Raw genomic sequence first — 20,499 nt, forward strand, 5'->3', positions numbered from 1 at the left:
GCGGGGCATGTAAACCGGGGTTGAGGCAATGCAGTCAAATGTGGGAGGGGCTTGCCCCCGATGGCGATGTGTCAGTAAACACGTGCTTCACTGACACACTGCTATCGGGAGCAAGCCCCCTCCCACCTGGATCAGAACTCGTGATCAGCGTTATCCGGGTTCAGGTCGCTGATGCCCAGCTTGCCCGCTGCCGCTTCGATCGAACCGGTCTGCTTGACCAGTGCGGCGATAGCGTCGCGCACGATCTGGTTGCCCGCATCGTTGCCGGCCGCGATCAACTGGTCGTAGTGCTCACCCTTGTTGGCGTGGTCGACCATGACCTGGATCTTCGCTTCGGTCGCCGCCAGGTCCGCTTTCAAGGCGGTGTCGGCAGCCGGGTCGGCCTTGGCCACCAGGGACGACAGGCTGGCGCCGGTCATTTTGGTGCCGTCGACGCGGGTGTACTCGCCCAGGTAGACGTTGCGGATGCCCTTGGCGTCGTAGAAGTGCGAGTTGTGGGTGTTGTCGCTGAAGCAGTCCTGTTCGTCTTCCGGCGAGTTGGCTTCCAGGGAAACCTTCATGCGCTCACCGGCCAGCTCGCCCAGGGACAGGCTGCCCATGCCGAACAGCATTTTGCGCAGGCCATCGGTGGCAGGTTCTGCCTCCAGGGTGGCGCGGTAGTTGTCTTCGACGTTGGGTTTCCAGTTGCCGACCATTTCTTCCAGGTCGCTGACCAGCAGTTGGGTCACGGCACGCAGGTAAGTACGGCGGCGCTCGTTGTGGCCACCGGTGGCACCGTCGCCCGTCAGGTAGTCCGACGCAGGACGGTTGCCGGCGCCTGGGCCGGTGCCGTTCAGGTCCTGGCCCCACAGCAGGAATTCGATGGCGTGGTAGCCGGTGGCGACGTTGGCTTCGGAACCGCCCAGCTCATTGAGGCTGGCGAGTTTTTCCGGAGTGATGTCCTTCACATCGACCTTGTCTTCGCCGACCTGGATCTGGGTGTTGGCGATGATGTTGGCGGTGGCGCCCGGGTTACCCAGGGCATGCTCGTAGGACTTGTCGACGTAGTCGATCAGGCCTTCGTCCAGCGGCCATGCGTTCACCTGGCCTTCCCAGTCGTCGATGATGGTGTTGCCGAAGCGGAACACTTCGCTTTGCAGGTACGGGACGCGGGCGGCGATCCAGGCGGTACGTGCGGCTTTCAGGGTTTCGTCGTTCGGCTTGGCGAGGAACGCGTCGATCGCGGTCTGCAGGGTTTTTGCAGTGGACTCGGCATCGCTGTAGACCGCGAACACCATGTCTGCGTAGTGCGCGACCACGGCCTTGGCAGCCGCTTCGTCGACCTGGCCGGCAGGGGTGGCAGCCGCTGGAGCGGTAGTGCTGGCAGCCGGGGTCGGCGCCTGTGGCGCTGCGGCCTTGTCTTTACCTTCGCCACAGCCGGCGAGAGAAATGGCAATGGCCAGCAGACTGGCGGTGGCCAGGGGCATACGAATCATGGCGAACATCCTGCTTCGGTTGTTGATGGGGCGCGCGGGGGGAGCGCAAAAAACTGCGACATAATGCGAAAGATTTGCATTTTGTGTAAAGGGTTATACGCGGGAAATATTCAGTATCGTTTTGGCCGGTCAAAGAATTACCGCGTTGTTACGCTCCGACTGCTTCAGAAATGCCGCCAACTCCCGGGCCTGCAAGGGTTTGCTGTAGTGGTAACCCTGACCCTCATGGCAGCCCTCGGAGATGATGTAGGCCTCTTGCTCAGCGGTTTCCACGCCTTCGGCGATCACCTGCATGCCCAGGCTTTTGCCCAACTGGATGATGGCCCGCACGATGGTGGCATCGTCGTCGTCATCCAGCAGGTCCTGGACAAAGCTCTTGTCGATCTTGATCTTGTCCAGGGGCAGGCTTTTCAGGTAACTGAGGGATGAGTAACCGGTGCCAAAGTCATCGATGGCAATCAACGCCCCGGAACGGCGCAGGCTCAGCAGATGCTGGGCTGCGGTGCTGATGTCTTCCATCAGGCCGGTTTCGGTGACTTCCAGTTCCAGGCTGCGCGGTGGCAGGCGGTAGATCTGCATCAGGTTATTGACCACCCGTGGCAACTCGGTGTGGTGCAGTTGCACGGTGGACAAGTTGACCGCCATGCGCAGGTCGGTGAAGCCCAGGTCGTGCCATTCGCGCAATTGCCGGCAGGCCTGGTCCAGCACCCACTCGCCAATCGGAATAATCGTGCCGTTCTGCTCGGCCAGCGGGATAAACAGGTCCGGCGGTACCAGGCCATGCTCGGGATGCTGCCAGCGGATCAGCGCTTCCACACCGACCACGCGGTGATCGCGATAGCTGATCTGCGGTTGGTACACCAGGTGGAACTGGTCGCGGCTGAGGGCGTCGCGCAGGTCTTTTTCCAGCTCGCGGCGCCGGCGCATTTCGCTGTCGACGCTGGCGATGTAGAACTGATAGCGGTTGCGCGAACGGGTCTTGGCCAGGGTCATGGTCTGTTCGGCTTTTTGCAGCAGCTTTTCGGTGCTGTCGCCGTCTTCCGGGAACAGGGTGATGCCGATGGTGGCGCGCAGGCGGATGCCTTCGTGGTCGAGGGCGAACTCTGCCTCCAGGTCGTCCAGGATGCTTTGTGCCAGCTCGGCGGCCTCGTAAGGCTGGTCGATATCGGCCTGCACCAGGGCGAACTGGTCGCCGCCCAGTCGGGCGAGTGCGCCGAGGCGACCGCTGTGGGCGCGCAGGCGGTCGGCCAGGGCCAGCAGCAGTTTGTCGCCGGCCTGGTAGGTAAACTGCTCGTTGACGCTCTTGAAGTCATCCAGCCCCACGCACAACACCGCTACGCGCCGTTGCCGACGGCCGGCGTCGATGAGGATCTTGTCCAGTTGTTCCTGCAGTTTCTGGCGGTTCGGCAGGCCGGTGAGGAAGTCGTACTGGGCCATGCGCAGCAGGCTGCTTTCCGCTTCGTGGCGCAGGTGGGTGTTACGTTCGATGGATTCGAGCAACTGGTTGGCGGTGTTGATCCACAGACCCAACTCGTTGCGCTCGTGGCCCTTGAGCTGCGGGATCTTGTGCTCGCTGGGGCGGTCAGGGTTGATCGACGTCAGGTGCTCGATAATCCGTGACAGCGGCTTGGTCAGCAGCCAGTGATAGACCAGGTAAAGCACCAGGCCCATGGCCAGGGCACGTAGCACCCCGGAAATAAAGATGATCACCGAGTTGACGATAAAGCCCTGGCCATAAGTCGCGGTGTCGAGGGTGATGCTCAGGTCGCCGTAATATTCGCTGTAGGGGCCTTTGCCCACCAGCGCCGTGGTGAAGGTGCGTTCCTGGCCAAGGATCAGATCGGTCAACCAGCGGCTGGGCGCTTGCTGCAAGGCACGGCTTTTTTCCGCCAGCATGGTTTCGTTGGGGTGGCCGATGGACGCCATGCGCACGGCGTCATCCTGAAACAGGCCCTCAATGACTTGCATGCCCATCTCGCGGTCCAGGCTGTAGACGGCCTGGGTGGAGGGGTCGCGAAACATGTCGAGGATGCGCTGGGCATCGCCGGCTACGGCCTGGCGCGTCTTGTAGGCATCAAAAACGATCTGCGCCACGCTTAGCGCGACGCCCACGATCAATGCCGACAGCAGCACAACCCGTAGCAACTTCACCGACAAGCTGTTTTTGAGTTCCAGCTTCAAAGGGGCATTCCTTGTCTCATGCGGGTGGCCTTCAATATGCCATGAGTATTGGCAATCTGGGCATGGCAGTCAAAGGAACATTGGGGCTTGAAGGAATCTGGACACTGTCGAGTGAAGGGGGCGGGAGCGAAAGCGAAAGCGAACGCATTTTCGGATCCCGCGCGGGGTTGAAGGATGTTTTAGGAATTAAAAGTAATCTGAGCCGTATTCTTCTGATGAACGTCGTTGCAGATTTTGCTCGCTGGCTCATTCCCGTCTTTGCTATTCAAATCCAGCACCTTGCTAAATAAGTCAACGCCTTTTCCCGCCAAGTCCAGACCTTTACCTACTACATCGGCGATTTTAGTTGTCAGCGGCACAATCCCTGTAATAGCTGACGCTATCGATAACGGATCCATTGCGTACTCTCCTGCATGAACTGAGAGAGTTATTTCTCTCACTTGCTGGGTGGCCGATTCATGTCAGTGAGTTCCAACTATCCAGCATTGATTTCAACCACAAAAAAGCCCGGCATTTGCCGGGCTTTTTTTACTGCAAGCAGTGCTTAGGCAGTGAAGGTCTTGCCTTCGAACTGCTCAGCCACGAACTTCCAGTTGACCAGGTTCCAGAACGCTTCCACATACTTTGGACGCACGTTGCGGTAGTCGATGTAGTAGGCGTGTTCCCACACGTCGCAGGTCAGCAGCGGGGTATCGCCGCTGGTCAGCGGGTTGCCGGCGCCGATGGTGCTGGCCAGGGCCAGGGAACCGTCAGCCTTTTTAACCAGCCAGCCCCAACCGGAACCGAAGGTGCCGACGGACGTCTTGGTGAACTCTTCCTTGAACTTGTCGAACGAACCGAACGCAGCGTTGATGGCTTCAGCCAGCGCGCCGGTAGGTTGGCCGCCGGCGTTTGGCGCCAGGCAGTTCCAGTAGAAGGTGTGGTTCCAGACCTGGGCAGCGTTGTTGAAGATGCCGCCCGAAGAGGACTTGACGATCTCTTCCAGGGTCTTGCCTTCGAACTCGGTGCCTGGCACCAGGTTGTTCAGGTTCACGACATAGGTGTTGTGGTGCTTGTCGTGGTGGTATTCCAAGGTTTCCTTGGAGATGTGCGGCTGCAGGGCATCGTGTGCGTAGGGCAGCGGCGGCAATTCGAAAGCCATGATAAATCTCCTAATCAGGTCAGTTGCGGTGAGCGCAAGGCCGATCACGGGCGGCCAAACAAGCGCCGGGGAGTTTGTACTCTTTGCGGCGCAGGGTCCGGATCATAGCACCGGGGGTGCGGCAAAACCACGCAACAACTGTGTGGGATAGAGGTTCCAGAGCGTTTTGGAATATTCCTCAGGCACTGATCAATTGATAGGCCACGCTGAACATCATCACCGCCACCAACAGGTCCAGCAGGCGCCAGGTGGCCGGGCGTGCCAGCCAGGGCGCCAGCCACGCCGCGCCGAGCGCCAGGGTGGCGAACCACAGGAACGATGCGCTGGCGGCACCGGCCACGTAGGCGCCGGGCTCGGTCTGTTGGGCGCCGAGTGAGCCGATCAGCAACACAGTGTCCAGGTACACGTGCGGGTTGAGCAGGGTCACGGCCAGTGCGCTCAGCATCACCGCGCGCAGCGAGCGGACCTGCAGGTTGCCGCCCTGATCCAGACTCTGTTTCGAACAGGCCCGGCGCAGTGCGCAGGCGCCGTACCAGATCAGGAAAGCCGCGCCGCCCCAGCGTGCGACCGCCAGCAGTATCGGGCTCTGTGCCAGTACCGTCGCCAGGCCGAACACCCCGGCGGCCACCAGCAGGGCATCACACACCACGCATAGCGCGGCTACTGGCAAGTGATGTTCGCGGCGCAGGCTTTGCGCCAACACAAATGCATTTTGGGTGCCGATGGCCATGATCAGGCCGAGGGCGACCAGCAAACCATTCAGATAGCTCTGCCACATAGGGTCTACTCCGCGTTTGCCGCCAGTTGCTGCAACACGTGCATGGCACGCTGGGCATCGGCACGGCCGACGAACAGGTGGTCGTGGTAATAGCCGGCAATCACGTTGCAACTGATGCCGGCCTGGCCCAGCGCGCTGGCGAAGGCGGCGGTCAGGCCCACGGCTTCCAGGGCTGAATGCACGTTCAAGGTGATCCACGCGGCGACGTAATCAAAGGCCAGGCCAGCCCGTTCCGCCTGTTGGCATTCGACGATCAGGGTCAGGCCCTCCTGTTCGCGGAAGCTGCCGATTACCTCGCAACCGGCGGGGATACGCTGATCGGGCAGGGTGCAGAACACATAGTCGCCGTCATTCAGATGGGGGCTCATGCTGCGCAGCAGGGTTGCCAGGGCGGTTTCGCCAGCCATGGGAGGTTCCTTGTAAAGAGAGAAGCGATGCTGGCTATTCTCAGGGCGCAGGCTGTATAAGAAAAACCAATATTGCTGATCGCTCATTAGAGAAACTGATGTTCGACTATAAATTGCTTTCCGCCCTGGCGGCGGTGGTGGAACAGGCGGGCTTCGAGCGCGCCGCCCAGGTGCTGGGGCTGTCGCAGTCGGCGATCTCCCAGCGCATCAAGCTGCTGGAGGCGCGCATCGGCCAGCCGGTACTGGTGCGGGCCACGCCGCCGACGCCCACCGATATTGGCCGTCGCCTGCTCAACCATGTGCAACAGGTGCGCTTGCTGGAGCGCGACCTGCAAAGCCACGTGCCGGCCCTGGATGAGGAAGGCATGCCCGAACGCCTGCGCATCGCGTTGAACGCCGACAGCCTAGCCACCTGGTGGGCCGAGGCCGTCAGTGGTTTTTGCGCCGAGCAGCATCTGCTGCTGGATCTGGTGGTGGAGGACCAGACTGTAGGTCTCAAGCGCATGCGTGCCGGTGAGGTGGCGGCCTGCATCTGCGCCAGCGAGCGCCCGGTGGCCGGGGCGCGTAGCCTGTTGCTGGGGGCCATGCGTTATCGGGCATTGGCGAGCCCAGCCTTTATTGCCCGGCATTTTCCCGACGGCGTGCGCGCCGACCAACTGGCACGCACACCGGCCTTGGTGTTCGGTCCGGATGATTTCCTGCAACACCGCTACCTGGCATCCCTCGGTGTGGATGGCGGTTTCGAACACCATTTATGCCCATCGTCCGAAGGCTTTATCCGCCTCACGGAAGCGGGCCTGGGCTGGGGGTTGGTGCCGGAATTGCAGGTACGCGACCAACTGGAAAAGGGCCTCTTGGTCGAGTTATTGCCAGATAAGCCCATCGATGTGCCGTTGTACTGGCATCATTGGCGCAGTGGCGGGCAACTGCTGGGCTTGTTGACCGATCATCTGGCCCAGGCGTGTGGCCAATGGTTGGTGCCGTTGGAGTGATGACGCGCGTCAAGGCAACAGCGATGAAAAACGAAAGAACATGGGGTAATACATGAAGATTCTGGTCACCGGCGCAAGCGGCTTCATCGGCGGGCGCTTTGCGCGTTTCGCCCTGGAGCAGGGCCTGGACGTGCGGGTCAACGGGCGACGTGCCGAAGGTGTGGAGCACCTGGTCAGGCGCGGCGCCGAGTTTATCCAGGGTGATTTGAATGACGCCGACCTGGTGCGCGACCTCTGCCGCGATGTCGAAGCCGTGGTGCATTGCGCCGGCGCTGTCGGGTTGTGGGGCAAGTATCAGGACTTTCATCAGGGCAATGTGCTGGTCACCGAAAATGTCGTCGAAGCCTGCCTCAAGGAGCGTGTCGGCCGGCTGGTGCACCTGTCGTCGCCGTCGATTTATTTTGATGGGCGCGATCATCTGGGCCTGACCGAAGAGCAAGTGCCCAAACGCTTCAAACACCCCTATGCCGCTACCAAGTACCTAGCCGAGCAGAAGGTGTTCGGTGCCCAGGAGTTCGGCCTCGAAGTCCTGGCCCTGCGCCCGCGCTTCGTCACGGGCGCCGGTGACATGAGTATCTTCCCGCGCTTGCTGAAAATGCAGCGCAAGAATCGTCTGGCCATCGTCGGCGACGGCCTCAACAAGGTCGATTTCACCAGTGTGCACAACCTCAACGAAGCGCTGCTCAGCAGCCTGCTCGCCACGGGCTCGGCGCTGGGCAAGGCCTACAACATCAGCAACGGTACCCCAGTGCCGGTGTGGGATGTGGTGAACTACGTGATGCGCCAGATGGAGCTACCGCAGGTGACGCGGTATCGGTCCTACGGTTTGTCCTACAGCGTGGCGGCGCTCAACGAAGCGTTTTGTGCGATGTGGCCGGGCCGTCCGGAGCCGGCGTTGTCGCGCCTGGGCATGCAAGTGATGAACAAAGATTTCACCCTCGACATCAGCCGCGCCAGGCATTATCTGGATTACGAGCCAAAGGTCAGCCTGTGGACCGCCCTCGACGAGTTCTGCAGTTGGTGGAAGGCCCAGGACCCTGGGTTGAAGTAAGCACACAACAGGCAACACTTCGGGAACCGAATTCGGCGTTCCGGGTCGATCAGAGCGCCGGGAACGCGGTTTATACTCCCGTCGCTCGCCACCTCACCGATTCAGGGTTGATTCATGCGTAACGATGCTAAAGACGACTTCGACAACGTTCCCAGCCTGCGGGCCGATGTCGGGGATGACGATGATTTCGAGCCTACCCCGGCCACCTCGGTGCGTTCGCGCAACCCCAAGGTGGTCAAGGTCAAGAGCGCCAGCACCGGCCCGTTGTGGGCCTTGATCGGTGCGCTGCTGATCGCCTTTGCGGGCCTGGCCTGGTGGAGCTTCCAGCAGATCTCCCTGATGGGCCAGCAGTTGGTGGCCACCCAGGAGAGCTTTGCGCGCATCAGCGAAGAAGCGGCGGGGCGCCTGCAGGATATTTCCGGCAAGGTGGTGGCCAGCGAGGCCAGCGTCAACAACGGCAGCGAAGCGCTGAAACTGCAGATCAAGCAGCTTGAAAGCCAGCTGCTGGAGCAGGGCAAGCAGCAAGTCGGTGTGGCCGGCCAGGCCACCGAGCTGGACAAGCGCCTGGCGCAAATGACCGCCAGCACCACTGACCTGTCCAACGCCAACAGCAAGCTGCAAGGCCAGGTCCAGGCGTTGACCGACGCCGTGGCAACGCTCAAGGCGGCACAAGGTGATGCGGCCAAGCGCGATAACGAGATCAAGGAACTGACCGCCGACGTGGCCGCATTGAAGAAACAGGGCAACCCCAGCGCCGCCATCGCCCGTATCGAACAGGACCTCGTGGTGCTCAAGAGCGCCCAGGACGCAGCGTCGGCCAACAGCGATGCGCCCACCAACAAGGAGTTCGATGTGTTCCGTATCCAGACCACGCGCAACATCACCACCTTGCAGAGCCAGGTGCAGACCCTCAACCAGCAGCTCAACGCGCCGGCGAGAGTCACCCCGCTCGGGCAATAAAGTCTCTGATGGAAATGTCACCACTCGGTGACATTTCCCATCCCCTTCGTTACTTGCCCCCACCGCGCCCTTGTTTAGACTCCGGTCATCCCACAAACAATAATAAGGGCCACCCATGACCACCCAACCACTGCCTGCCAGCAGTTGGCTGAACGCGCCTGCCCATCACGTCTGGCTCGCTGCCGAAGGCCAGCGCCTGCTGGCGTTTGCCAAGGCGTCTCGACTGCCCGACGGCTTTGGCAACCTGGACGACCAAGGCCGGTTGCCGGCCGATGCCCGCGCCGAAACCATGAACACCGCCCGCATGACCCACAGCTTCGCCATGGCCCACGCCATGGGGTTGCCCGGTTACGCCGAACTGATTGAACACGGGGTTGCCTCCCTCAGCGGTCCGTTGCGCGACAGTGAGCACGGTGGCTGGTTCGCCACGGCCCACGCCGTCGACGACAACCGTGGTAAGGCCGCCTACCTGCACGCCTTTGTCGCCCTGGCCGCCAGCTCGGCGGTGGTGGCGGGCGCTTGCGGCGCGCAAAACCTGCTGAATGACGCAATCCATATCATCGACCAGTTCTTCTGGAGTGAAGAGGAGGGCGTGATGCTTGAGTCCTTTGCCCAGGACTGGAGCGGCGTCGAAGCCTACCGCGGCGCCAACAGCAACATGCATGCTACCGAGGCGTTCCTCGCCCTGGCCGATGTGACCGGCGATACACGCTGGCTGGACCGCGCCCTGCGGATCGTCGAACGTGTGATCCACACCCACGCTGCCGGCAACCAGTTCATGGTCATCGAGCATTTCGACACCACCTGGCAACCCTTGCTCGGCTACAACGAAGACAACCCCGCCGATGGCTTCCGCCCCTACGGCATCACCCCCGGCCATGGCTTCGAGTGGGCGCGGCTGGTGCTGCATCTTGAGGCCGCGCGCCTGCAAGCCGGGCTCGCCACACCCGAATGGCTGATGACCGACGCCAAAGGCCTATTCGCCAGTGCCTGCGAGTACGCCTGGGCGGTGGACGGCGCCCCCGGCATCGTCTACACCCTGGACTGGAACCACCGCCCGGTGGTGCGTGAACGCCTGCACTGGACCCACGCCGAAGCCAGCGCCGCTGCCCAGGCCTTGCTCAAACGCACCGGCGAATTGCATTACGAAACCTGGTACCGGCGTTTCTGGGAGTTCTGCGAAACCCACTTTATCGACCGCATCCACGGCAGCTGGCACCACGAACTCAGCCCGCACAACCAACCCAGCAGCAAAATATGGGGCGGCAAGCCGGACCTGTACCATGCGTGGCAAGCGGTCGTGCTGCCTGCACTGCCCTTGGCACCCAGCATGGCCAGTGCCATCGGGGCTGGGCGCTATGTCACTAACTGGTGACATTTGTGCATCCCTTTGTTACCTGCGCCTCAAAAAACCCTGTTTAAACTCCGTGCAGCGCAAGCCTAAGACTTGCATGCATAACAACAAGAAAAGGTACTCAGATGAACGCGATTAATCGCCTCGCCGTCGCTATTTCCATTGCCTCGTTGTTTCCCCTCAGTGCATTTGCCGCCGACTCCAAAGGTACGGTTGAAGTTGTGCATTGGTGGACCTCGGGTGGTGAGAAGGCGGCTGTAGATGTCCTGAAAGCCCAAGTTGAGAAAGACGGCTTCATCTGGAAAGACGGTGCCGTTGCAGGTGGCGGTGGCGCCACGGCCATGACCGTGCTGAAAAGCCGTGCAGTCGCCGGCAACCCGCCAGGCGTTGCCCAGATCAAAGGCCCTGACATCCAGGAATGGGCGTCCACCGGCCTGCTCGACACCGACGTGCTCAAGGACGTCGCCAAAGAAGAAAAGTGGGACTCCCTGCTCGACAAGAAAGTCTCCGATACCGTGAAGTACGAAGGTGACTACGTCGCCGTACCGGTCAACATCCACCGCGTGAACTGGCTGTGGATCAACCCGGAAGTCTTCAAGAAAGCCGGTATCACCAAGAACCCGACCACCCTCGAAGAATTCTACGCCGCTGGCGACAAGCTGAAGAAAGCCGGCTTTATTCCGCTCGCCCATGGTGGCCAGCCTTGGCAGGACAGCACCGTGTTCGAAGCGGTGGTGCTCTCGGTGATGGGTGCCGATGGCTACAAGAAAGCCCTGGTCGACCTGGATAACGCCGCACTGACCGGTCCGGAAATGGTCAAGGCCTTGACCGAGCTGAAGAAAGTCGCGACCTACATGGACGTCGACGGCAAAGGCCAGGACTGGAACCTCGAAGCAGGCAAGGTCATCAACGGCAAGGCCGGCATGCAGATCATGGGTGACTGGGCCAAGTCCGAATGGACCGCCGCCAAGAAAGTCGCCGGCAAGGACTACGAGTGCGTAGCCTTCCCGGGCACCGACAAAGCCTTCACCTACAACATCGACTCCCTGGCGGTGTTCAAGCAGAAAGACAAAGGCACTGCTGCCGGTCAGCAGGACATTGCCAGAGTCGTGCTGGGTGAAAACTTCCAGAAAGTGTTCAGCATCAACAAGGGTTCGATCCCTGTGCGTAACGACATGCTGAACAAAATGGACTCGTACGGCTTCGACTCCTGCGCCCAGACCGCTGCCAAGGACTTCCTGGCAGACGCCAAGACCGGCGGCCTGCAGCCAAGCATGGCGCACAACATGGCCACGACCCTGGCGGTGCAAGGTGCGTTCTTTGACGTCGTGACCAACTACATCAACGACCCGAAAGCCGACCCGGCCGACACCGCCAAGAAACTTGGCGCTGCGATCAAGTCCGCCAAGTAACGGTTGACCTTGTGGGGGGACTCCCTGGCCCCCCGCAAGGCTTGTTCCTGTAGTCCTTTTTCCCTGTACTGGATTTCCCCATGAGTTCTGTTGCTGTGTTCAGCAAAGCCTCGCCGTTCGATGCACTGCAGCGCTGGCTACCCAAACTGGTGCTGGCGCCCAGCATGTTCATCGTGTTGGTGGGCTTCTACGGCTACATCCTGTGGACGTTTGTACTCTCGTTCACCAATTCCACGTTCCTGCCAAGCTACAAATGGGCGGGCCTTGCGCAATACGCGCGGTTGTTCGACAACGACCGCTGGTGGGTAGCGAGCAAGAACCTGGCGGTGTTTGGCGGGATGTTCATCGGCATCACCCTGGTCATCGGCGTGACCCTGGCGATCTTCCTCGACCAGAAAATCCGTCGCGAAGGCTTTATCCGCACCATTTACCTGTACCCGATGGCGCTCTCGATGATCGTCACCGGTACCGCCTGGAAATGGCTGCTCAACCCGGGCATGGGCCTGGACAAACTCCTGCGTGACTGGGGCTGGGAAGGCTTCCGTCTCGACTGGCTGATCGACCCGGACCGCGTGGTCTACTGCCTGGTGATCGCCGCTGTGTGGCAAGCCTCGGGCTTTATCATGGCGATGTTTCTCGCCGGCCTGCGTGGCGTCGATCAATCGATCGTGCGCGCCGCACAGATCGACGGCGCGAGCCTGCCGCGCATCTACTGGAGCGTGGTGCTGCCCAGCCTGCGTCCGGTGTTCTTCAGTGCGGTGATGATCCTGGCGCACATTGCGATCAAGAGCTTCGACCTGGTAGCCGCGATGACTGCTGGCGGCCCCGGCTACTCGTCCGACCTGCCGGCGATGTTCATGTACTCGTTCACCTTCAGCCGTGGCCAGATGGGCATGGGTTCGGCCAGTGCCATCCTGATGCTCGGTGCGATCCTCGCGATCATCGTGCCTTACCTCTACTCCGAGCTGAGGACCAAACGTCATGACTAGTCTCGCCTCCAAACCTGCCATCAGCCTGAGTCGCATCGCGATCTACGCGGTGCTGATCCTCGCCGTGCTGCTGTACCTGGTGCCGCTGGTGGTGATGCTGCTGACCAGCTTCAAGACCCCGGAAGACATCAGCTCCGGCAACCTGCTGAGCTGGCCGACCGTGGTCACCGGTATCGGCTGGGTCAAGGCCTGGGCGACTGTGGACGGCTACTTCTGGAACTCGATCAAGATCACCGTTCCGGCCGTACTGATCTCTACCGCCATCGGTGCATTGAACGGCTATGTGCTGTCGTTCTGGCGCTTCAAGGGGTCGCAGCTGTTCTTCGGCCTGTTGTTGTTCGGCTGCTTCCTGCCGTTCCAGACCGTGCTGCTGCCGGCGTCGTTCACCCTCGGCAAGATGGGCCTGGCCAGCACCACCACCGGCCTGGTGTTTGTGCATGTGGTCTACGGGCTGGCGTTCACCACGTTGTTCTTCCGTAACTACTACGTGAGCATCCCGGATGCGCTGATCAAGGCCGCGCGTCTGGACGGTGCGGGCTTCTTCACCATCTTCCGTCAGATCATTCTGCCGATGTCGACCCCGATCATCATGGTCTGCCTGATCTGGCAGTTCACCCAGATATGGAACGACTTCCTGTTCGGCGTAGTGTTCTCCAGCGGCGACTCCCAGCCCATCACGGTGGCGCTGAACAACCTGGTCAACACCAGCACCGGGGCCAAGGAATATAACGTGGATATGGCGGCGGCGATGATCGCCGGGCTGCCGACCCTGCTGGTCTATGTGATCGCAGGCAAGTATTTCGTGCGCGGCCTCACGGCCGGCGCGGTCAAGGGGTAATCATGGCTACGCTTGAACTTCGCAATGTAAACAAGACCTATGGCGCCGGCCTGCCCGACACCTTGAAGAACATCGAACTGTCGATCAAGGAAGGCGAATTCCTGATCCTGGTCGGTCCTTCGGGGTGCGGCAAATCCACGCTGATGAACTGCATCGCCGGCCTTGAGACCATCACCGGCGGCGCGATCATGATCGGCGACCAGGACGTGAGCGGCATGAGCCCCAAGGACCGTGACATCGCCATGGTGTTCCAGTCCTACGCGCTGTACCCGACCATGAGCGTGCGCGAGAACATCGAGTTCGGCCTCAAGATCCGCAAGATGCCCCAGGCCGATATCGACGCCGAAGTGGCGCGGGTGGCCAAGCTGCTGCAGATCGAACACCTGCTCAATCGCAAGCCTGGCCAGCTCTCCGGCGGCCAGCAACAGCGCGTGGCCATGGGCCGTGCCCTGGCGCGTCGGCCGAAGATCTACCTGTTCGACGAACCGCTGTCCAACCTCGACGCCAAGCTGCGTGTCGAAATGCGTACCGAAATGAAACTGATGCACCAGCGTCTCAAGACCACCACGGTCTACGTGACCCACGACCAGATCGAAGCGATGACCCTGGGCGACAAGGTCGCGGTGATGAAGGACGGCATCATCCAGCAGTTCGGCACGCCGAAAGAGATCTACAACAATCCGGCCAACCAGTTCGTGGCGAGCTTTATCGGTTCGCCGCCGATGAACTTCGTGCCGCTGCGTCTGCAGCGCAAGGACGGCCGCCTGGTGGCATTGCTCGACAGCGGCCAGGCGCGTTGTGAGCTGGCCCTGAACACCACGGATGCCGGCCTGGAAGATCGCGACGTGATCCTGGGCCTGCGTCCGGAGCAGATCATGTTGGCGGCGGGCGAGGGCAACAGTGCGTCGAGCATTCGTGCCGAAGTCCAGGTGACCGAGCCAACCGGCCCGGACACCCTGGTGTTCGTGCAACTCAATGACACCAAGGTCTGCTGCCGCCTGGCACCCGACGTGGCACCGCAGGTGGGCGAGACCCTGACCCTGCAATTCGATCCTTCCAAGGTACTGCTGTTCGACGCCAACACGGGCGAGCGACTGGGCACTGTTTCTTCATCGCCCACACAGGGGCATGCCGACAACGTGGCCCAATTCAAAGGCCGCTGAAGCAGATAAGTTGTTGTTTTAGATAAAAAAAGTAAACCGCGTTAGATAAAAACAGTTTAATAACAATAAAGACGAGGATGTAGGGATGAAAAAGCAACACAACAACACTCGGCTGATCTGCCAAATGTCAGCTGCAGCAGCCCTGGTACTGTCCGCCAATGCGATGGCGGCCGATGCATTCAGCGCTGATTCCAAGTGGATGACCGGCGATTGGGGCGGTGAGCGTACCAAGCTGATCGAGCAAGGTATCGACATCAAGGCTGACTACGTTGGGGAGATGGGCTACAACGCCAAGGGCGGCTACAACCACGACAAGACCGGTCGTTACTCTGACCAGTTCGGTCTCGGCGTGGCACTTGACCTGCAAAAACTGTGGGGCTGGGACAATACCCAGGCCAAGATCCAGTTGACCAACCGTAATGGCCAGAACATCTCCAACGACCGCATTGGCGACCCGCGTGCCGGCACGCTGAGTTCTTCGATGGAAGTCTACGGCCGTGGCCACATGGTGCGTCTGACCCAGTTCTGGATCCAGCACCAGATGTTCGACAACAAGTTGGACGTGAAACTCGGTTACTTCGGCGAAGGCGAAGACTTCAACACCTTCCCGTGCGACTTCCAGAACCTGTCGTTCTGCGGTTCGCAAGTGGGTAACTATGTCAACACCTGGTACAACTGGCCTGTCAGCCAGGCCGCGATCCGCGTGAAGTACAACATCACGCCTGAGCTGTATGCGCAAATCGGTGCATACAACCAGAACCCATCGCAGCTGGAGCACGGCAACGGCTTCAAGCTCAGCGGCAGTGGCACCAAGGGCACCGTGATCCCGGTGGAATTGGTCTGGTCGCCTAAGGTCAACAACCTGCCGGGCGAATACCGTGTGGGTTACTACAAGAGCGCGGCTGATGCCTCTGACGTCCGTGAAGACATCAACGGCAACGATGCAGCGACCACTGGCGCCGCCTACCGTACCCATAGCAGCAAGAAAGGCTACTGGTTCGTTGCCCAACAGCAGCTCACCACGCACAACGGCGACGCTTCCCGCGGTCTGAACATCGCGGCCAACGCCACCTTCCACGACAAAGAAACCAACCTGGTCGACAACTATCAGTCGTTGATGCTGGTGTACAAAGGCCCATTCGATGCGCGTCCAAAAGACGACGTGGGTATTGGTGCCGCGCGTCTGCACGTCAACAACGACGTGAAGAAAAACGCCGAACTGCTCAACGTCGCCAATGGCGTGAACGACTACGACAATGCGCTTTACACGCCAATCCGCGAAACCGAGTACAACTTCGAAATCAATTACGGCTTCCACGTCACCAACTGGCTGACCGTGCGTCCTAACCTGCAATACGTCGTCCAGCCTGGCGGCGTGGACAAAGTCGACAACGCGTTGGTGGCTGGCCTGAAAATTCAGTCTACGTTCTAACGCTGTTGCGATAAGCTCCTTCTCTCTGTGCGCATTTTGCGGGTAGCCATGGCTATCCGCTTTTTTTTGGGCTGCATTGTGATGATTTTCAGGACTGTGGCACATGCATGAGCAACCGCTGCAACGCTTTTTCAAATCCTTGCGCGAGCGCCCGGTGTTCGCCTGGGAGCGTTTCCAGATGCGTGACGTGTTGGTGATCGATCATCCGCTGTGCCAGGCGGTGTTCAGTCGCCAAGGCGCGCAATTGCTGCACTTTCAGCCGACCGGCCAGAAACCCTGGTTGTGGTGTGCCGCCAAGTGGCCGCAAGTCGGTGCCATCCGTGGAGGCGTGCCGGTGTGCTGGCCGTGGTATGGCCGCCACCCGAGTGAAAATGCCTGGCCGTCCCATGGCTGGGCGCGCTTGATCGACTGGAAATTGCTCGACAGCAGCACCGACGACGACGGTGTGCGCCTGCACTGGCAATTGCAGCTGTGCGACTGGCAGGTCGACCTGCATGCGCACCTGGGCGAAACCCTGGAGCTGCGCCTGAGCACCGAGCATCAGGATGAGTTGCCGTGCCAGCTGAGCCATGCATTGCACGCTTACTGGCGTATTGGTCATGTTGATGAGATAGCGCTGTCTGGGCTTGACGGTGCGCAAGGTTACGACCAGCTCAATCGTCAGGTCTGCCAGCAGGAAGGTGAATTGCGGGTGGAGGGCGGTTGCCAGCGGGTGTTCCAGCACGAGGGCGAATTGCAGCTCAAGGACCACGCCTGGCAGCGCGAACTGTGCATCGACACCGGCGACAGCGCCGACACGGTGGTGTGGCACCCGGGCAGCCGGCCGCTGTTGGGCGTGAGCTTCAACGAGGCGTCGGGGTTTGTGTGCGTGGAGTCGGCGATGGCCGGGGCGAGCCTGGCGCCGGGGGAGAGGGCGCATTTGAGTTTGCAGGCTCGAGCAGGGGTATAGCAGTGTGGCTGCTGGCCTTATCGGGGGCAAGCCCCCTCCCACATTTTGAATGTATTCACAGATCAAAGTGTGGGAGGGGGCTTGCCCCCGATGAGGCCAGTACAGCCAACACAAAGGCCGGCTTAGTTGAACTCATCCCCCACCGGGTACCGGCTGTCATTCAAGCTCTCTTTGATCTTGCGCAAATGCGGCTGGAAATCCACCCCGCGACGCAAGGTCATGCCGGTGGCCAGTACATCCAGCACCGTCAGTTGGATGATCCGCGAGGTCATCGGCATATAGATGTCGGTGTCTTCGGGCAGTGGAATGTTCAGGCTCACCGTGCTGGCCTTGGCCAGCGGCGAGTTCTCGGCGGTCACGCCCAGCACTGAAGCGCCGTTTCCACGGGCGATGCGCGCCACTTCCACCAACTCACGGGTACGCCCGGTGTAGGAAATGATCACGAACAACTCGCCAGTGTGCGCCACCGAGGCGATCATGCGCTGCATCAGCACGTCGGCATGGGCGGTAACGGCCAGGTTGAAGCGGAAGAACTTGTGCAGCGCATCCATCGCCACCGGGGCCGAAGCACCCAGGCCGAAGAAGTGGATCTGCCGCGCCTGGATCAACAGGTCCACGGCCTTGCTGATCAGGGCCGGGTCCAGGGCCTGGCAGGCGCTGTCGAGCGACGCGATGGCGCTGCCAAAAATCTTCTGGGTGTAGGCCTCGGGGTTATCATCGGCCTCCACCGCGCGGCTGACATACGCTGCGCCGCTGGCCAGGCTTTGCGCCAGCTGCAATTTCAGTTCAGGGTAACCGCTCACGCCGAACGAACGGCAGAAACGGTTGACCGTCGGTTCACTGACCGAGGCGGCCTGGGCAAGGGCGGCGATGGAAAAGCGGGTCGCCTGCTGCGGGTTGAGCAGGATGACCTCGGCGACTTTTTTCTCGGCCTTGTTCAATTCTTCGAGGCGGTTCCGGATCTGTTCCAGAAGATTTCGCACGCGGTCCATTCAGTCTTTCCTTCGGGCGACGATGCAAATTAGGGTGGCAACCAATCGACGAGTGGCCTTTTGCGGTGGCCTATCCTACTGAGGGTAGCTGAACACCACCACTCGGAATGCGTATTTCGGGAAAATGTTGTGGTTATTACTACATTTTTCCTTGAGTGATGCCTTGAAAAAAGGTATTTGTAGCTTAACTTGATAAAAGAACAAACATCATGCCTTCGATAACCGTAGAACCCTGCACCTTTGCCCTGTTTGGCGCCTTGGGTGATCTGGCGCTGCGCAAGTTATTTCCTGCCCTCTATCAACTCGATGGCGCCGGCCTGCTGCACGACGACACGCGCATTCTGGCCCTGGCCCGCGAAGCCGGCACCGAACAACAGCACTTGGCGCACATCGAGCACGCATTGCGAGAGTTCGTCGGCAAGGAACTGGACGAAACCATCGCCCAGCGCTTCCTGGCGCGCCTGACCTATGTGCACGTCGACTTCCTGAAGGCTGATGACTACGTGGCCCTGGCGGACATCGCCGGCACCGAGCAGCGCCTGATCGCCTACTTCGCCACCCCGGCGGCGGTGTACGGCGCCATCTGCGAGAACCTGTCCAAGGTCGGCCTGGCGGACAACACCCGCGTGGTGCTGGAGAAACCGATTGGTTCGGACCTGGAATCCTCGCGCAAGGTCAATGACGCCGTGGCGCAGTTCTTCCCGGAGAACCGCACGTACCGCATCGACCACTACCTGGGCAAAGAGACCGTCCAGAACCTGATCGCGCTGCGTTTCGCCAACAGCCTGTTCGAAACCCAGTGGAACCAGAACTACATTTCCCACGTGGAAATCACCGTGGCGGAGCAGGTCGGTATCGAAGGCCGTTGGGGTTACTTCGACAAGGCCGGCCAGCTGCGGGACATGATCCAGAACCACCTGTTGCAGCTGCTGTGCCTGATCGCCATGGACCCGCCGGCCGACCTGTCCGCCGACAGCATCCGTGACGAGAAGGTCAAGGTGCTCAAGGCCCTGGCGCCGATCAGCCCGGATGGCCTGACCACCCAGGTGGTGCGCGGCCAGTACATCGCCGGCTACAGCGCCGGCAAGCCGGTGCCGGGTTACCTGGAAGAAGAAAACTCCAACACCCAGAGCGACACCGAGACCTTCGTCGCCCTGCGTGCCGATATCCGCAACTGGCGTTGGGCCGGCGTGCCGTTCTACCTGCGCACCGGCAAGCGCATGCCGCAGAAGCTGTCGCAGATCGTCATCCACTTCAAGGAACCGTCCCACTACATCTTCGCCCCTGAGCAGCGCCTGCAGATCAGCAACAAGCTGATCATCCGCCTGCAACCGGACGAAGGTATTTCCTTGCGCGTGATGACCAAGGAGCAGGGCCTGGACAAGGGCATGCAACTGCGCAGCGGCCCGCTGCAACTGAATTTTTCCGACACCTACCGCAGCGCCCGGATTCCGGATGCCTACGAGCGGTTGTTGCTGGAAGTGATGCGCGGCAATCAGAACCTGTTTGTTCGCAAAGATGAAATCGAAGCCGCGTGGAAGTGGTGTGACCAGTTGATCGCCGGGTGGAAGAAATCCGGTGATGCGCCCAAGCCGTACGCGGCCGGGTCCTGGGGGCCGATGAGCTCGATTGCACTGATCACGCGGGACGGGAGGTCGTGGTATGGCGATATCTGATTTGAAACTGCCCCAGGGTGTAACCCCTCATGAGTACCGTACCCCGGTGCTGTTGGCGGAAGGCCTGGCCAATGACGTGGCCGAGCAACTGCGCACGGCCATCAGTGCCCGTGGCGAAGCGACCCTGGTGGTGTCCGGTGGCCGCAGCCCCGTGGCGTTTTTCCAGCACCTGGCCAAGCAGGGCCTGGACTGGTCCAAGGTCACCATCACCCTGGCCGACGAGCGCTGGGTGCCGGTCGAACATGCCGACAGCAATGCCGGCCTGTTGAAGCAGCACCTGCTGCAAGGCCCGGCGGCCAAGGCCAGGTTCTTGAGCCTGTACAGCGCTGCCGCCAACCTCGAAGACGCTGCCGAGCAGGCCGATCGCCTGCTGGCCGAATTGCCAGCCATCGATGTGCTGGTGCTGGGCATGGGCGATGACGGCCACACCGCATCGCTGTTTCCCGACAGCCCGAACCTGAGCCAGGCCTTGCAGCCCGACGGTACCCGTCGTTGCTGGCCGATGCTGGCGCCGACCGTGCCGCACCAGCGCCTGACCATGAGTCGCGCGCTGTTGGCCACGGCGAACTACACGATGCTGTCGATTTCCGGCAGCTCGAAATTGACCACCTTGAGCGCCGCGCTGGCCAGTGATGACGTCGCTGCCATGCCGATTCGCGCGTTTCTGCAACCTACATTAGAGATTTACTGGTGCCCATGAGCCAAGGAT

General features: G+C 60.9%; 19 protein-coding genes. 13 read left to right on the forward strand and 6 right to left on the reverse strand.

Annotated features, from left to right (window positions below; all coding sequences use genetic code 11):
- Positions 1 to 131 precede the first annotated feature (131 nt).
- Positions 132 to 1,475 (reverse strand): imelysin family protein, encoded by a 1,344-nt coding sequence (locus NL123_RS06555; protein ID WP_071489432.1) that lies wholly within the window; start codon positions 1,473 to 1,475, stop codon positions 132 to 134.
- A 129-nt stretch (positions 1,476 to 1,604) separates the two neighbouring features.
- Positions 1,605 to 3,656, reverse strand: coding sequence for a putative bifunctional diguanylate cyclase/phosphodiesterase (locus tag NL123_RS06560; protein ID WP_248483974.1), 2,052 nt, complete (start codon positions 3,654 to 3,656; stop codon positions 1,605 to 1,607).
- A gap of 11 nt (positions 3,657 to 3,667) precedes the next feature.
- Here NL123_RS06560 and NL123_RS06565 point away from each other — a divergent pair, with 11 nt between their 5' ends.
- Positions 3,668 to 3,946 carry a hypothetical protein gene (locus NL123_RS06565; protein ID WP_248483972.1) on the forward strand — a complete coding sequence of 93 codons (279 nt, stop codon included), beginning with the start codon at positions 3,668 to 3,670 and terminating at the stop codon, positions 3,944 to 3,946.
- 254 nt (positions 3,947 to 4,200) lie between these two features.
- On the opposite strand, the gene NL123_RS06570 is transcribed toward NL123_RS06565, so the two are convergent.
- The 3 genes from NL123_RS06570 to NL123_RS06580 all read right to left on the reverse strand — a co-directional run bounded on the left by NL123_RS06570 (position 4,201) and on the right by NL123_RS06580 (position 5,982).
- Complete coding sequence (locus tag NL123_RS06570; RefSeq protein ID WP_003212997.1) at positions 4,201 to 4,797, reverse strand: superoxide dismutase; 597 nt, start codon at positions 4,795 to 4,797, stop codon at positions 4,201 to 4,203.
- Positions 4,798 to 4,975: 178 nt separating this feature from the next.
- Positions 4,976 to 5,575, reverse strand: coding sequence for a LysE/ArgO family amino acid transporter (locus NL123_RS06575; protein ID WP_494357435.1), 600 nt, complete (start codon positions 5,573 to 5,575; stop codon positions 4,976 to 4,978).
- 5 nt (positions 5,576 to 5,580) lie between these two features.
- A complete protein-coding gene (locus NL123_RS06580; protein ID WP_494357436.1) occupies positions 5,581 to 5,982 on the reverse strand; it encodes an ACT domain-containing protein in 402 nt (133 codons plus the stop codon).
- Positions 5,983 to 6,080: 98 nt separating this feature from the next.
- On the opposite strand from NL123_RS06580, the gene NL123_RS06585 reads away from it, so the two are divergent.
- The 10 genes from NL123_RS06585 to NL123_RS06630 all read left to right on the forward strand — a co-directional run bounded on the left by NL123_RS06585 (position 6,081) and on the right by NL123_RS06630 (position 17,122).
- The gene (locus NL123_RS06585) at positions 6,081 to 6,974 is read left to right on the forward strand and encodes a LysR family transcriptional regulator ArgP (RefSeq protein WP_248483966.1); all 894 of its coding nucleotides are present in this window, start codon (positions 6,081 to 6,083) and stop codon (positions 6,972 to 6,974) included.
- 52 nt (positions 6,975 to 7,026) lie between these two features.
- A complete protein-coding gene (locus NL123_RS06590) occupies positions 7,027 to 8,025 on the forward strand; it encodes an NAD-dependent epimerase/dehydratase family protein (RefSeq protein ID WP_248483964.1) in 999 nt (332 codons plus the stop codon).
- A 114-nt stretch (positions 8,026 to 8,139) separates the two neighbouring features.
- Complete coding sequence (locus NL123_RS06595; RefSeq protein ID WP_494357437.1) at positions 8,140 to 8,985, forward strand: ATPase; 846 nt, start codon at positions 8,140 to 8,142, stop codon at positions 8,983 to 8,985.
- 115 nt (positions 8,986 to 9,100) lie between these two features.
- Entirely contained in the window at positions 9,101 to 10,360 is a 1,260-nt protein-coding gene (locus tag NL123_RS06600; protein ID WP_494357438.1) for a D-mannose isomerase, read from the forward strand.
- 104 nt (positions 10,361 to 10,464) lie between these two features.
- Positions 10,465 to 11,751 carry an ABC transporter substrate-binding protein gene (locus tag NL123_RS06605; RefSeq protein ID WP_494357439.1) on the forward strand — a complete coding sequence of 429 codons (1,287 nt, stop codon included), beginning with the start codon at positions 10,465 to 10,467 and terminating at the stop codon, positions 11,749 to 11,751.
- Positions 11,752 to 11,831: 80 nt separating this feature from the next.
- Positions 11,832 to 12,740: a carbohydrate ABC transporter permease gene (locus NL123_RS06610; protein ID WP_058423219.1), complete on the forward strand. Its 909-nt coding sequence runs from the start codon at positions 11,832 to 11,834 to the stop codon at positions 12,738 to 12,740.
- Positions 12,733 to 13,578 carry a carbohydrate ABC transporter permease gene (locus NL123_RS06615; RefSeq protein ID WP_010208187.1) on the forward strand — a complete coding sequence of 282 codons (846 nt, stop codon included), beginning with the start codon at positions 12,733 to 12,735 and terminating at the stop codon, positions 13,576 to 13,578. The genes NL123_RS06610 and NL123_RS06615 overlap by 8 nt, the downstream gene beginning before the upstream one ends.
- 2 nt (positions 13,579 to 13,580) lie before the next feature.
- The gene (locus NL123_RS06620) at positions 13,581 to 14,741 is read left to right on the forward strand and encodes an ABC transporter ATP-binding protein (protein ID WP_494357440.1); all 1,161 of its coding nucleotides are present in this window, start codon (positions 13,581 to 13,583) and stop codon (positions 14,739 to 14,741) included.
- Positions 14,742 to 14,826: 85 nt separating this feature from the next.
- A complete protein-coding gene (locus NL123_RS06625) occupies positions 14,827 to 16,173 on the forward strand; it encodes a carbohydrate porin (protein WP_248483955.1) in 1,347 nt (448 codons plus the stop codon).
- Positions 16,174 to 16,276: 103 nt separating this feature from the next.
- Positions 16,277 to 17,122 (forward strand): D-hexose-6-phosphate mutarotase, encoded by an 846-nt coding sequence (locus NL123_RS06630; RefSeq protein ID WP_071489446.1) that lies wholly within the window; start codon positions 16,277 to 16,279, stop codon positions 17,120 to 17,122.
- Positions 17,123 to 17,244: 122 nt separating this feature from the next.
- Here NL123_RS06630 and NL123_RS06635 read toward each other — a convergent pair whose 3' ends face one another.
- Complete coding sequence (locus NL123_RS06635) at positions 17,245 to 18,105, reverse strand: MurR/RpiR family transcriptional regulator (protein WP_172832156.1); 861 nt, start codon at positions 18,103 to 18,105, stop codon at positions 17,245 to 17,247.
- Between the two features lie 218 nt (positions 18,106 to 18,323).
- Between NL123_RS06635 and zwf the strand changes: the two genes are divergently transcribed.
- Positions 18,324 to 19,790: a glucose-6-phosphate dehydrogenase gene (gene zwf, locus NL123_RS06640; protein WP_248483953.1), complete on the forward strand. Its 1,467-nt coding sequence runs from the start codon at positions 18,324 to 18,326 to the stop codon at positions 19,788 to 19,790.
- Positions 19,777 to 20,490 carry a 6-phosphogluconolactonase gene (gene pgl / locus NL123_RS06645; protein WP_494357441.1) on the forward strand — a complete coding sequence of 238 codons (714 nt, stop codon included), beginning with the start codon at positions 19,777 to 19,779 and terminating at the stop codon, positions 20,488 to 20,490. The genes zwf and pgl overlap by 14 nt, the downstream gene beginning before the upstream one ends.
- Positions 20,491 to 20,499: the final 9 nt, after the last annotated feature.

The sequence above is a fragment of the Pseudomonas sp. FBCC-B1565 genome (assembly GCF_059133265.1).

Excerpts from the sequence above, each read along its gene's own strand:
- NL123_RS06630 (WP_071489446.1), top strand. The coding sequence starts at position 16,277 with ATGCATGAGCAACCGCTGCAACGCTTTTTCAAATCCTTGCGCGAGCGC.
- NL123_RS06595 (WP_494357437.1), top strand. The coding sequence starts at position 8,140 with ATGCGTAACGATGCTAAAGACGACTTCGACAACGTTCCCAGCCTGCGG.
- NL123_RS06610 (WP_058423219.1), top strand. The coding sequence starts at position 11,832 with ATGAGTTCTGTTGCTGTGTTCAGCAAAGCCTCGCCGTTCGATGCACTG.
- NL123_RS06570 (WP_003212997.1), bottom strand. The coding sequence starts at position 4,797 with ATGGCTTTCGAATTGCCGCCGCTGCCCTACGCACACGATGCCCTGCAG.
- NL123_RS06575 (WP_494357435.1), bottom strand. The coding sequence starts at position 5,575 with ATGTGGCAGAGCTATCTGAATGGTTTGCTGGTCGCCCTCGGCCTGATC.
- NL123_RS06590 (WP_248483964.1), top strand. The coding sequence starts at position 7,027 with ATGAAGATTCTGGTCACCGGCGCAAGCGGCTTCATCGGCGGGCGCTTT.
- NL123_RS06625 (WP_248483955.1), top strand. The coding sequence starts at position 14,827 with ATGAAAAAGCAACACAACAACACTCGGCTGATCTGCCAAATGTCAGCT.
- NL123_RS06615 (WP_010208187.1), top strand. The coding sequence starts at position 12,733 with ATGACTAGTCTCGCCTCCAAACCTGCCATCAGCCTGAGTCGCATCGCG.
- NL123_RS06605 (WP_494357439.1), top strand. The coding sequence starts at position 10,465 with ATGAACGCGATTAATCGCCTCGCCGTCGCTATTTCCATTGCCTCGTTG.
- NL123_RS06555 (WP_071489432.1), bottom strand. The coding sequence starts at position 1,475 with ATGATTCGTATGCCCCTGGCCACCGCCAGTCTGCTGGCCATTGCCATT.
- NL123_RS06620 (WP_494357440.1), top strand. The coding sequence starts at position 13,581 with ATGGCTACGCTTGAACTTCGCAATGTAAACAAGACCTATGGCGCCGGC.
- NL123_RS06580 (WP_494357436.1), bottom strand. The coding sequence starts at position 5,982 with ATGGCTGGCGAAACCGCCCTGGCAACCCTGCTGCGCAGCATGAGCCCC.
- zwf (WP_248483953.1), top strand. The coding sequence starts at position 18,324 with ATGCCTTCGATAACCGTAGAACCCTGCACCTTTGCCCTGTTTGGCGCC.
- NL123_RS06585 (WP_248483966.1), top strand. The coding sequence starts at position 6,081 with ATGTTCGACTATAAATTGCTTTCCGCCCTGGCGGCGGTGGTGGAACAG.
- pgl (WP_494357441.1), top strand. The coding sequence starts at position 19,777 with ATGGCGATATCTGATTTGAAACTGCCCCAGGGTGTAACCCCTCATGAG.
- NL123_RS06600 (WP_494357438.1), top strand. The coding sequence starts at position 9,101 with ATGACCACCCAACCACTGCCTGCCAGCAGTTGGCTGAACGCGCCTGCC.